Source organism: Vagococcus sp. JNUCC 83, from assembly GCF_053667615.1.
The window spans coordinates 1798452-1812861 of record NZ_CM132204.1 but is presented as its reverse complement, the minus strand read 5'-3'; the positions used below and the strand labels follow the sequence as shown (position 1 = coordinate 1812861).

Genomic DNA, 14410 nt, shown 5'->3' with positions numbered 1-14410 from the left:
GGAAAAGGACACCGTGTTTGTTTAATTGGTTTATTTTATAAGAAGATGGGACTGTAAGATGATATGACTGTATTTGGGTATGTACGCAAAGGTTATCCGGAAGAGACTATTTCTCAGTTCACCTTGTTAATGACTTGTGGTTGTGACACATTGTTTATCGAACAAACAGGTTTGGCATCAAATGCTGAACTGGATAGGTTATTAGACCAGCTAGTTAAAGGCGATACAGTAATGGTTGTCAGTCTTTTGTCGCTTGGAAAGGGACTTAGTGAACTGGCGGAGATAATTCAACGTATTACAGTAAAAGAAGCAGAGTTGAGGAGTATTCATGACAATATAAATACAACGGATCGTTATTTATTTCAAGATATTTTGTCAGCTATTAATAGGCTTCATAGCCAAATTACTAGTGACAAAATCAAGCGGAAATTAGATGAATTGAAAGTATCGGGACAACAATTAGGAAGACCAACAGTTGACCAGGAAACGATTGATCGAATAATTCAGCTGAGAAAAGAATATGCAACTTTACGTGAAATTTCTGAGATATGTGGTGTATCGATATCCACCGTTCATAAGTATGTCAATCAGATGACGATTGATTAATAAAAAGAAAAAACAATTTTAGTACAATATTAATATTTAGCCCCTTATGTGTAATAACGGTGTCAATTATATAAAAAATGTACTAATTAAATTTCTTGTGAGAATTAGCAATAAAGTGATATAGAAAAAGATGAAATTATTGCAAGATAATTGAAATGAGTTAACTACGTTTTCACTATATTTTTTAAGTGTAAGAGGATGTCTCATCTAAAATGATTTGAACAATACTAAGATATTAAAAAGGTGAATAAATTGAAAAAAAAAAAATCATCAAATCATAACAATCCTAGAAGTAGGCAAAGTAAGAAAAACATTCCTAATAGAGGATTAAAAGCAAAAGTAATAATAATATTTGGAGATATTCTATTTTATCTATTTTTCTTTATATTAATTATTGGGGCTGTAGTTTTTAATTTTAATGATAGTCCGGACAAATCATTTTTTGGTTACAGGTTTATGACTGTATTGACAAATTCTATGGCACCTAATCCAGAAAAACCAGAATTAAAAGATGGGTTTGTTAGTGGATCTATTATTGTTATTAAGCAAGTAAATCCAAAAGAATTAAAAAAGGGTGATATCATAACCTTTTATCCAGTAAAAGGAAAAACGGAAGCCTATTTAACACATAGAATTATTGAAAAGCGCAACGAATTGGATGGAGAAAAAGGTACGTATTTTGTTACACAAGGTGACGCTAATACTGGTTCTGACATACCTATTGATTCAGATCAAGTAGTTGGGAAAGTAATGGTATCCATTCCTTTAGTAGGGTCAGTACTTGACTTTATAAGATCAAATATCGTAGTGGTAGTGATATTTGTATCATTGTTATTCGGATTTATATTAATGTTAAAGTACTATGTTTCAATGAAACCAACTCAAAAAAATAGGTCTATGACATCTGCCAAAAGTAGAGGAAGAAAGAAGCGCAAACATTTAAAAAAGAGATGATATTGCGAATTTCTTTTACTTGTAAGTTTATTTAAGGAGGTGATTTTAAAATAAAATTTTAGTAATTTGTTTTAGATGTTACTCTTGTCAAAACAAGATTAATATAAAAAAAATAAAAAAGGAGGTTTTTTCCAAATGAAAGGAAGAAACGAAAAAAGCAAGAAAAAGAGAATAGCAGCAACCACAGGATTATTAGCAGTATTAGCTTTATTTGCCGGAACTTTTGCATGGCAATCGTATACTGAGTGGGTGAAGAACCATATGCAATCGAGAGGATATGAAGAAGGAAAGGTAACAATTGTTGAAAACTTTAAACCATTACCAATTGATGAAAATCCAACAATAACAAAAGACGTAAAAGTAATTAACACATCAAGTTCAGATTCATTTGTTCGAATTTCTTTTGAAGAAATGCTGAATAAATTAGCTTCAGGAGCAGTAGCAAAAGGTTATAGCAATGCTGCAGATGCAAAATTCCCAGTAATTGTTAATCCAAAAACGTATACTGATGCACAAACTGGTTATACTTTGGTGGATAATAGTAAATTTGTAATTAAAGATTCAACTGGCAAAACAGTTGCTACTCCTAGTGGGTTAAAATTTTATATTTCTGCTGATGACAAAACTGCCGGATTCTTTATTGAAAATCAGCTTAAAAAAGCAGACTTTCCAAAGAATTTTGATTTCTTAGTTAATGATGCAACGGTTCCTGTAGTTAGCGGCTCTTTTGCTAATGATGATGCTGTAGTTGCTCAAAAAGTAACAGGTAAAGTTGAAAAACAAGTGGATGGAACATACGTTGCTTACACAGATAAATATGCTAATGACGAAGATAACTTTAAAATATGGGGATATGGTGTCTCAGTTGATGCACCAAAAGAAGCAGACTGGGCCGGAAATAATGTTAATGTAACAGCGACTCAAACTCCAGGAACTCCAGGTACATCTTCTGTTGATACAGGAATTAAATTCTTACAAGATGAAGTATCTTCTACCGATTGGTCTAAAGATTGGTACTATGATACAACTAATGGCTATTTCTATTATACAAAAGTATTAAAAGCAGGCGAAACGACAAGTTCTGCAGTGTTAAAGAGTATTACTTTCCCAGATGCTAAAACAGACCAAACATATAAAGTAGCAAGTTACGATTTATATGTAGGTTTAGAAGCTATTCCAGCTGCTAAGAGTACATTAAAGGCTGCAAGTAATGGCGGTAAATTTAGTGGTACTCCGACTGTTGAAGGTAATAAATCATGGGAATCTAATGGTTTTGGTTGGGGCTTAGCTGATAACGATGAAGTTTATAAACACTTTGAATCTTTAGCAACTATTGTTGAATAATAGAGCTTAAAAGTTATGGAGGAAGACATAGTGAGATGGAAAAAAAACATATTATTAATTGTTTTAGTAAACTTAATGATGTTTATAATATATGGAGTTTCTGTCAAGGCAGAAACTCTTCCTCCTGGCTTTTTAGTAGGTGATGATACGGGTTTTAAAGCCGGGAATGATGGTGAATACTTCCTCTCAGATCAAGATATATTTCCTGGGAAAAAGTTTTCTAGAAAAATAAGTGTTAGTAATTATTCTAATGTTAGTGGTTCTTACGCTTTAAAGTTAGTTATGAATCCTGAAGACAATGAAAAAAAGGCAGAAACATTAGGAAAAGTTGATCTGTTAAAGAATATTAACGTGAAGATGACGTATCGCGGGAAAACAATATACGAAGGAACTATCGATGGTAATGGAATTCCTGTAGCAAATGAAAAAGGTCATCCTATTGATTTAGGAGTTTTAGAAGTAGGGCAAGCTGAAGTTATCAATGCTGATTTTGAAGTTAGTAATCAAACAAATGAAGACGACTGGAAAAAGGTTAATTCAACCACCTTTTATTGGTTGTTTTATGCCAATAGAGCTGATAAAGAAGATCCATCTAATGAAGATAAACAAAAAGAAAAACCAGCTGGAAAGTTACCACAAACAGGTGAATTAATTTTAAAAATATGTATTCTATTAGGGGTAATTATATTACTTTTAGTAATTTTAATTTTTAGGAAAAAAAGGCTTAGTCGTTGAGTTAGTGTACAACTTTTGAACTAATTTCAAGAGGGGAGTAAACATAAAGTATAATTGTTTACTCCCCCTTGAAATTAGTTCAAAAAAGGAGTGATAACATGCGGAAGAAGTTAAAAAAAATTATGAAAGAAATTAAAAATAATAAGTTAGATATTGGTAAGAATAAACGGTTTTTTGGTATATTTGCATCAATTTTTTCAATACTTATAATTATTAGTGCTACTTTAGCTTGGTCAAGCTACTCTGAATGGGTAGATAATCATGTGCAGTCTGATGCTGAAACAGTGACTGTAAAAATTATAGAAAAATTTAAGCAAAATAGTGTTTTATCATTTAGCGATGGAATAGAAAAATCAGTTAAAGTTCGAAATATGTCTGATAGAAATGCTATTATTCGTGTTAAGTTTAGTGAGTCTTTTCTACCATTCCAAATGGATATGTCAGATGGAGAAAATCAAGGGAATGGTGGTTTAAAGGTAGTTAAAAGGATTAATAATGAAGAGTTGATAGATATTGATAATATTGAAACATGGAAAACAGGTAGTTTATTAAGTATGGATGATAAAAATAATGGTTATTACATTGCATCCAGCCCTTTAATTGTTAAAGAACCTTATAAAGGTGAAGAATATCGCTCTGATTCTTCAAGACCAAAGGAATTGTCATATTTCAAATGGACATTTAACCCATCATTATTTAATTCTCCTCAGACAAATAAGGTAACACCATTTTGGGTTTTCGATGGTCAGTATTTTTACTATTCCAAAGTATTGGAGGGTGGAGAAACAACTTATATAGATTTATTACAGTCTGTACAGTTGGTAGACTCTATTGATATCCCAAATAAGTATAAGAGTGCGTTATATGATATACACATTGAGGCTGAGGGCGTAGAATCATCAGAAAAAGGTGTAGAAAGTTGGAATTTAGGATCTAACTTTTTAGATATGTATAAAGAAGATGCGAGGTTTAAGTAAGAGGGGTGAACTAATTGAAAAAGAGACATAGAAAAGTTGCTGGTATGAATAAGGCTAAAAAAAAGATCGGTGTATTACTCTTATTTGGCGTACTTATTATTGGTGGCATGATAGTTCGAGGTTCGCATAAATCTATTGATGTCAAAGATAACTCTTTATATGTTCCGTCTGTACATGGAAAAATTAATGAAGTGTTTGAGCCTAATAAACCGATTGTAATTGGTGGAGAGAGTCAGGCAAAAGAGATTAATATTAATAATGATGGTAACACAAACTTATTTGTAAGAGTGATGGTATTTCCTGAAATCATGACAGATTCAGAAAATTTATTGGCAAGTAATATCGGCAAGGAAGTTTTAGTAGATCTTGGTACAGACTGGATAGATGGGAAAGATGGGTACTATTATTATAAGAAAATAGTTAAACCTGGTAATATGTCAACGAATTTATTTGAAAAAGTAAAATTGTCCAGTGATTTAGATGATAACTATATAGGCTCGCATCTTTCAATGCAAGTAAAAGCTGAAACAATTACTAATGCTACATACGTCTATCGAGTTGTATGGTGGAATGGTACAAAAACGGATGTACCAATAGATAATAATCTAAGGAACATAGACAATTATTTAAGTAGTTTAGTGAAGAAGTGAGGAGGGATGAAATTTGAATAAAAATAATTTTCGCAAATTAATGTTTTCGTATTTTCTAGTTTTAGTTACTATTTTATTATGTTCAAATGTGGAACATAATGTTAGTTATGCCGAAAAATCAAAAAATGAATTAATCGCTCCCAAGTTAGCTACAGATAGTTTGTATAATACTAGTCCTACTGAAGATACAGATGCTTATAAACCAAATCTTATATCCGCTGTCAAGTTTACTAGTGTTAGTAACTTTGAATTAGGAGGAACTGCAATTGATGCATCAGGCTATGTTTGGGTGTGGGGCTTCAATGGAGCTGGTAGAACAGGTATTGGTACAACTTCTGGTTATTTGGGAGGAATGAAACGTATTCCTTTTTTTGTTGATAATAACATTACCGTAAAAACGATTAAATCTGGTTATCGACAAAGTTTTGCAATAACAACAGATGGGTTGCTATATGGTTGGGGACAAAATAATAATGGGGAAATAGGACAAGGTTTTACTGGTACAGAGGCAAACCCAATCTCTACTCCAAAAAAAATTCCTATACCACTACATAGTGATGAAAAGGTTATAATTGTTGATCCTCGAGAAAATGCAGGTGGATTACAAACAACGGTTTATGCAGTTACTAGTGAAGGACGGGTATTTGCTTGGGGGTATGGTGGTTCTAATTTAATCCCTGGATATACTGGTACATCTAATACTACACCTATAGAGCTCACTGATATTAGCACATTAGGCAAAGATAATGGAGGAATTGAAGATATTCAAGTTGGAAATAGCCAAGTTATTTTACTTGCCAAAAATGGCAAGGTTTTTGGCTGGGGTGGAAATAATTATGGTAGTGTTGGTATAGGAAATACTAGTAGTACTAGTAGTCCAAAAGAGTTGACATCTTTTGGAGGTGCTAAGGTAACACAGATATCACTGAATTATAATCAGTCTATGGCTTTAACAGAGGATGGAAAAGTTTTTAGATGGGGTCAAGTTTATGGTAGTAGAAGCACAGCATCAGCCAATTTTACTTCCCCCGCTCTTGTTAGTTATGATTTTAGTTCAGCTAAGTATAGTCCCGTTCCTAAAAAAGTTATAGCTTCTACATACAACAGTTCTATTATAGATCAACATGGTCGTATCTGGTCATCAGGAGGAAATGTTTTCTATTCATTTATGCAAGATGGTCCTCTATACGGTACAAAGGGAACTACGGTAAAATACGATTGGACAAATCCATTATATGGAAAATTAGATACATGGTTACCTGACTTAACCCAAGTACCAAAGTCTCTTGGCGATGGAGATACTCAATATAATACGACTGTTCCAAAAGCTCCCGTTTTTAGTGGCGTAACTTATAGTTCGAGAATAAATATGACTTTATATGGCTATGAATATGCAGGAGTGTGGTCTGATATAGATGATATGGCGGCTAAAAAGCATCCTACTATCTATGATAAAAAGTATTACCAAACAGTTGGAGATTTAAAACCTTTAAATGATGGTGCAACTATTGGAAGTCAAGCTGTTGCTCATAAGCAAGTTTATTTAATTGATAAGGATGGTAATAGACTTGTTTATGTTGTAAGAAAGGAAAACAATGCATCAACAATTAGTGGAAATTTTTATATTGCTGAAAGTTCATATGATGGTGGATGGTTTGTTGATCAACATACAAAATATGATCTTCCTAGTGGCATAACTGAAAAAACAAGTGTGCCAGCAGTAAAAGATGATGAAAAAGATTGGACAGAATTATCTCTAACTGAAACACCAAATGATTTTACTGGGACTGGAATTAAAGAAGTTCCGTATGTTATGGACATGGTTCCATATGAATCAAGTATATCTGTGATAGATACGGCAGGTAATCTATATAAACAATCTTATAATGGCTCAGGTAATATAGCATGGGGATGGGATTACATGCCGCAATATGATTCCTCTAGTAATAATAGTCCGAGGGATAATGGATTATATGATAGTTATTCTTACGAATTGATGTTTATGAGAGGGGCACCAAGGGTAAGTCCAACAACAGTTGATATAAAAAGTCCATTAAATAAAATATATAAGTCTGATGCTAATCAAGAACAGATAAGTGATGTCAATGTGATACTAGGGACATCAACAGTTAGTTCTCAGTTAAATATTACAATAAATCCTGAACTTAAAGAAGCAAAATATGTAAAAATACCTTATGATCCAAATGATAACAATATCCTTAATAGTGATCCTACTAGTGCAGATTTTGATACTGCGTATGATAATGCTAAGCAATTTGGCTATGAATCTGGAGATTTAATTGATCTAAATGGTTGGTCATCTGAAGATTTGATTAATACAAGTGAAACAAGCTCCAAAAAGCTTAAAGACAGTGGGAATATTATAATTAAAGATAATTGTATACTGTGGATTAAAACAAAGACTACGGGCTATAATGCAAACATTGAAAAAGTGACAACCAAGTCCTATACTAACTATTACACAGATACTACTGTGTATCATAATGGAGTTAATATTAATAAACCTAATGAACAAGTATATGACGAGAATAGTGATTATGTTAAAAAAACTTCTAATTTATTGACTGGGGAAAGTCCAGATAAATATGGTGTTCCATTAGACGTTAATGGAGATGCAATCAAAGAACCCATATTTGGTTTTGACGAGGTGACTATAAGAGCCTATAAAGAGTCCGACCCAGAGTATTTATCAAAGGATATAAATTACTATAATTTTATATCTGGTCAAGATAACCCTGTAGTTTTAATATTAAATGAATCAAAATATTTAGATAATGGATCAAAAAATAGATTTATTCATACCTTTGAATATGAAAGAAATGATAAATTGTGGATAACTATAAATTATAAGGGTAGGTATGTAGGGAAGACTTCAGAAATTAGTGGTTATACCATGGATGGTCTTACTGGAAATGAAACTATCTTGAACAATCAAGAAACTGTAAAAAAATCAACTAATCAAAAGATTCAGACTTATACAAGAACACCTGGAAAAGTTGAAAATTCACAGCCTGCGTATTTTACAATTGATAGTGGAAGCAATAAAAATTTAAGTAATAATAAACTTGTATTTGATGTTACTTCAGATGAGAATATCAAATCAATGGATATTATTATTTATTATACGCAAGCAGAAATCTATGTACGTCAAATTGTCAAAAATGAAGTTGAAGATATTGTTGTACCAAAAGAGGGTTATTTAAGGCTTGTTAATACTGATGGTACTAAAGAAAATAATCGATATAATATCAAAGTTGTATCTGGAACAGACGAAAATACTATTGATTTTAAAAAAGCAAGATTAACAACAGATTATACAAATAATAAATTTTCAATAAATATAGTGCTACCAGAAATGTATAAATATTATGGATACAAAATTTCTACAGAAAAATCAAATCATGATATTGCGGATTTACATAAAGCTCCAGATCAAGTATTGGCTGATTTTTCTTCTAATAACAAATACTATATAACTGTATATATTGAACCTATATTAAGTGATTCTGATAAAGTACCAATGTACAACTGGGATTACAAACTAAATAGTTTTGGTAATATAGAAAATTAGATTCTGTTAATTAAATATGTTAAAAAACCGCATCAATTTGTGATACGTAGAGAGGCTGACCCAAAAGTAAGTTTTTAAATGAAAATCACTAAACTAACAAAATAGAAATACCATGAAGTCAGTGTTTTAATAAACTGATTTCATGGGATTTTTCTATTTTAAGATTTTTGGGTCAGCCTCTTTTTTAATTTTGCTAAAATAAAAGTAATGGATTGCTATGAAGTAAGGTCTAAGTTTTATAATCATGTCATATTAATAAATGAGGAGAGGATAAATATGAATATCAAAAAAGCAGCCGAGATGTTTGACTTGAGTACTGATACATTGCGTTATTACGAACGAGTGGGAGTTATTCCTCCGGTCAGTCGGAATGAGAGTGGCTATAGAGATTATCAAATAAGAGACTTAAATTGGATTTACTTGGCTAAAAATCTACGTCGTGCAGGCTTATCGATTGAATCGATGATTGAATTTGCACAATTATCTCAATTAAGGGGATTACAAGATGTTGATGAAGCTCAAAAACAATTATTACTAGATCAATTGGGTGAACTAGATAAGAAGTTGGCAGAAATGAATGAAGTAAGAGAATTATTAGTCTATAAAATCGATACGTATGATGATCATCTAGCTAAATTTAAAGCTGGCAAGATGACAGATGAGACTATTGAAAAATTATGGGAAAGAAAAAAATAAGTTTTTACTTGCTATAGAGTTAACTCTAAGGTTTATGATTAATTGTGTACTAATAAATGTTTAGGAGGACGAGTATATGAATACAATTAAATTAAATAATGGAGTAGAAATGCCACAACTTGGGTTTGGTGTTTATCAAATACCATTAGAAGAAACAGCTGAGGCTGTGTATCAAGCCATAAAAGTTGGATATCGGTTAATCGATACTGCTGCCATTTATGGAAATGAAAAAGAAACAGGACAAGGGATTAAACGAGCGATTGAAGAAGGTATCGTCACTCGTAAAGAACTGTTTATCACATCTAAATTGTTTATTTTACAAACACCAGAAGAAAAAGCAATGAAGACAATAGATCATTCACTTTCCATAATGGGATTAGAGTATTTAGATTTATATCTTATTCATCAACCATATGGAGATGTTTATGGAGCTTGGAGAGCCTTAGTGACTGCCCAAAAAGAAGGGAAACTGAGAGCGATTGGCATATCAAATTTTAAATCATCTAAAATGATTGAGTTTGTTGGGTTGAATGAAGTAAAACCTCAAATCAATCAAATAGAGGTCAATCCTTGGAATCAACGGATAGAAGATCAGGAATGGCATGAAAAATATGATGTTCAAATAGAAGCATGGGCACCATTTGCGGAAGGGAGACATGAATTATTCCAAAATCAAGAATTAGCAGAAATTGGGAAAAAGTATAATAAGACGGTGGGACAAGTGGTATTGCGGTGGTTAATGCAAAGAAATATCATTGCTTTAGCAAAATCTGTTCAACTTGAACGTATGGCTGAAAATTTTAATGTTTTTGATTTTGAATTGTCAAAAGAGGACATGAAAAAGATTGCTCAACTAAATAAAAAAGAATCTGCTTTTTTTGACCACGATAATCCTCAACAAGTTGAATGGTTTATGAAACGAATGTTAGATACAAAATAATAATAAACGAATCAAGTTGAGATTAGAGGGGTTAAGTCCTGCGAATTATCGTCTTAAAATGACTGCATAAAGTAATAAAGAAAGGAGCGCATGTCTCTACTCTAAAAAAGTCTAATTTTTAGGGTTCACTGCACTAATTGAATTTTGTATATTTTTCTTAATTTGCACCATGATAAAAATTCTTTTCATTGTTTAGTAAGTATGTCAATGATATATGAATTTTTACCATGGTGTTTTTTTAATTATTTTAGGGTGGTTAACTTGACTAACTTGGTTTTACAACTAATCGTTTTATTTCACACTCAGATAATTAGAAAAATTTATATCAGCCCTTTTTTTGTCATTTAGTGTATAATAAGTACAGATTTATTAAAAATAATATAACGACATTAATAATAAAAGATGCATGAGGTTATTAAAAATGAAGAAGAAACGACGTGTGAGGATATCAAAAAAAAAATATAAAAAAATAAGCAAACCTTGGAGAAGACTGATTTATTCATTTTTCATGATTATTGGTTTAGTCAGTACATATTTATTTTTTAAAGCATATCACTATATTAATGATATTCCTGATGCACAAAATATCACTCAAGAAGAAATTTATCGTCTGACTAGGATTGAAGAAACAGATACGAGATTAATCAGAGCTTTAAAAAATAACGCATTTGAGTCCTGGCTATATGAAGCAAATGATGAGAAGGTTAAACAATTATCAAAAAATGAAACGTTACTTTTAGATGTTATGGACGGTAACATAGATGTTTCAGATATTGATGCTACTATGGAAAATATAAAGAAACATATCGACATTATTGAAGACGTAGACGTTGAAGAATTATATATTTTATACTATAAAAAAGTATTACCCAAACAATACGATGAACTACAAAATACTTTTCAAGAGTCAACTGTCAAAAATGCTGAAGAGATGAGTAAGGATGCACAGAAATTACTAGATTTATTGAACAAAATATACAATCAAGAGGGCATGTTAGCAGTTACAGATGAGCAAAGTTTTAAACAATCTGTTAGCTTATTGGATGAAATAAACGATAACATTATTGAAGCAAATAAAATTAAAGACCGAGTTTCCTCTTATACTAATCTTGTCGAGGCTATACCTACGCCAAGTACCAAGTTTGGAATGGAATTAGGTGACTATGTTGATATGGCAAATAGCTACCTTCAGTCGAAGACAATGGTAGCGGAGTTTAAACGAAAATATAGTGAACTTCAATCCAATTTGGAATCCAATGAAAAGCTAATTAAGAGGTCAGTAAATATTCCAGATTTAGTCGGTATGACAGTTAGAGAAGCTAAACAAGCAGTGGATCAATTAAACTTAAATTTAAGTATACAAGGGTACACAAATGAAAAGTATAAAAATAGGGATAGAGTTCCTGAAAGTCTTCGAGATATAGAAACATGGGATGGTGATGAACAAGATACTATTCTAAAACAAGAACCTTCGTCCCCTGCGTACAAATTTATTGTTAAAGGATCTACGATACAAATCATTGTTGAAAATCAGCCTGTTGAGAAAAAGACGACCCCTTCAGAATCAAGTAGTTCGTCTACCACTAGTTCCTCAACAACTAGTGAAACGACTTCATCGAGTACAGATGAGACAACAAGTTCAAGTGATTAAAAACTATATTATTTCAATAACAATAGATGGCATAAACACAAAGGAGGTTTTCCATGTCAAAAAAACAAAGCGCTAAGAAACGGTCTAAATTTCGTAATCGACGTTATGTAATATTAATCATTCTAGGTATGGTAGCAATGCTTATGATATTGTCAATGTCCATTGGAGCCTATGTCATCAGCAAACGTTACAGTCCTTATAGTTCCTTACTTGAAATTCAAAATATTGATGAGAAAATCACACAATCTTTCATTATTTTGGATAAAAATGGTGAACCTTTAGATAAAAATAATGTTGTCGTAAAATTTGATCCAGTGCAACACAAGCCAACTTGGAATGTGGATAAATTATATCTAGATACGCTTCTCGCTGTAGAAGATGCCTCTTTTTACACCAGAAAAACTAATGGTTTCTCCATTAAAGACACGATGGGAGCAGTAGTTTCGCAAGTTAGAAAACAATTAGGAAAAAAAGTCGTTTCTAGAGGGGCGTCAACCATTGAACAGCAATTAGTTAAGATTATGGTTTTTGGAACAAATAATAAAAACTCATTATCTGATAAGATTATCCAATTAATCGACGCTAGAAAATTGTCATTAAAATATGACCGTGATGATATTTTAAAAGCCTATTTAAATGAATTACGTTTAACTCCTAATACTGTAGGCGTTAGAGCAGCCTCAATCGAGCTATTTGGTAATGATATGTCCGATATAGACACGAATGATCCTAAACAGGTAGCTCAGATTGCTTACATGGCTGGGTTAGGTCAATCACCTTCCGTTTACGTTCAAGATTTTGAAAAAAGTGGGAAGAAACGAACGTTGACTGTACTATCAATTATGAAAGAAAAAGAATTAATTAACCAGAAAACATACAAACAGACGGTTGAAGTAGTTCAAAATGAAAAGGAAGAATTTACGCTAAGAAGATATAATCAACAAGGGACACCAAAGGAATATCAAGCTTACGTTTCAAAAGTTAAAGACGAATTGAGCGGTTTAAATTTACCACAAAATACGACAATTACCGTTAAAACTTATGCAGATAGTAATCAATTAAAAGAGTTAAATAATATAGTAGAAGGAACCTATCCTAAAGATGACCGATTACCTAATGGATATATCGAGCATAAAGAAAGTTTGACTGCTATTTCAGCGGTTGATACTAAAACAGGGCATATTATAGGTCTTGCAACTAATTCAGATAACCCAATGATTCCATATACAGCAACACGTTCATCGGGATCTACAATTAAACCATTACTTGATTATGCTCCAGCTGTTGAGTATGCTGGATTAACACCAAATACGATTCAAAATGGAAGTTCTTTCACGGTAGGAGATTGGAAAGTTAATAATTACGGTAATCAAAATTATGGTAGGGTTACTGCATCATTTGCGTTAGGTTTATCACTGAATACAGCTGCTGTTGAAGCCTTTCAAATGACCAACAATCAACAAAAAAATACAATGATGGAACCACTCGGCTTAGCCTCATACAACCCGAAAGGCTCAAATTACACAGCTGAGCAAGCGATTAATTATCCTACGAATGTTTTAGCATTGTCGTCTGCATTCAGTGCTTTCGGTAACGATGGCGTTCGGATTGAGCCGACAACCATTGAAAGCATTGAAACAGACTCTGTTAAGATTAATCTTGCTGATTCTGAAAGTAAGCGAACCATGAGCTCCAGCACGGCAAAAACCATGGTAAATATGTTGAAAGAAGCAACCAGTTCAAGCGGGTCAGAGCCATATGCTGGACCTAAATACACTGGTTTTAGTCAAGATACCTATGTGATGAAGTCGGGATCAAGTAATTTTGAGAGTTCTGTACCAAATAGTCAAAATAAATCTCCGGATTCGCTTCTTGTGATGGCTTCACCTGAAATTTCAATTGCGACTTGGCTAGGTAGCCCTACTTATGTTGATGCAACTTATGCACCAACTACTTATCCTCATGATACCGCAAACCAAGGAAGAGTATACTTAATGAATAGTGCGTTTAAAGTGATGATGACTGATAGGGAGTCAAAACCTTTTAAGTTTGGCAATGAAGTTTTCGTGGGGAATCAACAATCTAATCCACTGATTCCTAAGTTGGATACTTTATCTGATACTGATTTAAATAGTTTGGATATACAAAATAAAAAAATTGATGAAAAAGATATCGATAAATATAACTCACTTGAAGAAGATTACTTAGAAACTCAAAAAATAATGGATCAAACATACAAAGATTAGAAAAAATTATAAGCTATAT

General features: G+C 32.3%; 11 protein-coding genes. All 11 read left to right on the top strand.

What is annotated here, in order from left to right:
* Positions 1 to 63: 63 nt before the first annotated feature.
* Entirely contained in the window at positions 64 to 606 is a 543-nt protein-coding gene (locus JNUCC83_RS08780; protein WP_454459664.1) for a recombinase family protein, read from the top strand.
* A gap of 252 nt (positions 607 to 858) precedes the next feature.
* Positions 859 to 1560 carry a signal peptidase I gene (locus tag JNUCC83_RS08775; RefSeq protein ID WP_454459663.1) on the top strand — a complete coding sequence of 234 codons (702 nt, stop codon included), beginning with the start codon at positions 859 to 861 and terminating at the stop codon, positions 1558 to 1560.
* Between the two features lie 135 nt (positions 1561 to 1695).
* Positions 1696 to 2904: a hypothetical protein gene (locus JNUCC83_RS08770; RefSeq protein ID WP_454459662.1), complete on the top strand. Its 1209-nt coding sequence runs from the start codon at positions 1696 to 1698 to the stop codon at positions 2902 to 2904.
* Positions 2905 to 2934: 30 nt separating this feature from the next.
* Positions 2935 to 3639 carry an LPXTG cell wall anchor domain-containing protein gene (locus JNUCC83_RS08765; protein ID WP_454459661.1) on the top strand — a complete coding sequence of 235 codons (705 nt, stop codon included), beginning with the start codon at positions 2935 to 2937 and terminating at the stop codon, positions 3637 to 3639.
* 98 nt (positions 3640 to 3737) lie between these two features.
* Positions 3738 to 4616, top strand: coding sequence for a hypothetical protein (locus JNUCC83_RS08760; RefSeq protein ID WP_454459660.1), 879 nt, complete (start codon positions 3738 to 3740; stop codon positions 4614 to 4616).
* A 14-nt stretch (positions 4617 to 4630) separates the two neighbouring features.
* Complete coding sequence (locus tag JNUCC83_RS08755; RefSeq protein WP_454459659.1) at positions 4631 to 5266, top strand: hypothetical protein; 636 nt, start codon at positions 4631 to 4633, stop codon at positions 5264 to 5266.
* Positions 5267 to 5279: 13 nt separating this feature from the next.
* Positions 5280 to 8858, top strand: a complete 3579-nt coding sequence (locus JNUCC83_RS08750; RefSeq protein ID WP_454459658.1) for an RCC1 domain-containing protein — start codon at positions 5280 to 5282, stop codon at positions 8856 to 8858.
* A gap of 276 nt (positions 8859 to 9134) precedes the next feature.
* Positions 9135 to 9554, top strand: coding sequence for a MerR family transcriptional regulator (locus tag JNUCC83_RS08745; protein ID WP_454459657.1), 420 nt, complete (start codon positions 9135 to 9137; stop codon positions 9552 to 9554).
* Between the two features lie 76 nt (positions 9555 to 9630).
* Complete coding sequence (locus tag JNUCC83_RS08740; protein ID WP_454459656.1) at positions 9631 to 10494, top strand: aldo/keto reductase; 864 nt, start codon at positions 9631 to 9633, stop codon at positions 10492 to 10494.
* A gap of 421 nt (positions 10495 to 10915) precedes the next feature.
* Positions 10916 to 12145 (top strand): PASTA domain-containing protein, encoded by a 1230-nt coding sequence (locus JNUCC83_RS08735; RefSeq protein ID WP_454459655.1) that lies wholly within the window; start codon positions 10916 to 10918, stop codon positions 12143 to 12145.
* Between the two features lie 53 nt (positions 12146 to 12198).
* On the top strand, positions 12199 to 14391 hold the full coding sequence (locus JNUCC83_RS08730; RefSeq protein WP_454459654.1) for a transglycosylase domain-containing protein: 2193 nt from the start codon (positions 12199 to 12201) through the stop codon (positions 14389 to 14391).
* The last annotated feature ends 19 nt before the right edge of the window (positions 14392 to 14410 follow it).

What these genes read in the sequence shown, in the direction of transcription:
- JNUCC83_RS08780 (WP_454459664.1), top strand. Translation starts at nt 64, where the DNA reads ATGACTGTATTTGGGTATGTACGCAAAGGTTATCCGGAAGAGACTATT.
- JNUCC83_RS08770 (WP_454459662.1), top strand. Translation starts at nt 1,696, where the DNA reads ATGAAAGGAAGAAACGAAAAAAGCAAGAAAAAGAGAATAGCAGCAACC.
- JNUCC83_RS08760 (WP_454459660.1), top strand. Translation starts at nt 3,738, where the DNA reads ATGCGGAAGAAGTTAAAAAAAATTATGAAAGAAATTAAAAATAATAAG.
- JNUCC83_RS08745 (WP_454459657.1), top strand. Translation starts at nt 9,135, where the DNA reads ATGAATATCAAAAAAGCAGCCGAGATGTTTGACTTGAGTACTGATACA.
- JNUCC83_RS08740 (WP_454459656.1), top strand. Translation starts at nt 9,631, where the DNA reads ATGAATACAATTAAATTAAATAATGGAGTAGAAATGCCACAACTTGGG.
- JNUCC83_RS08735 (WP_454459655.1), top strand. Translation starts at nt 10,916, where the DNA reads ATGAAGAAGAAACGACGTGTGAGGATATCAAAAAAAAAATATAAAAAA.
- JNUCC83_RS08730 (WP_454459654.1), top strand. Translation starts at nt 12,199, where the DNA reads ATGTCAAAAAAACAAAGCGCTAAGAAACGGTCTAAATTTCGTAATCGA.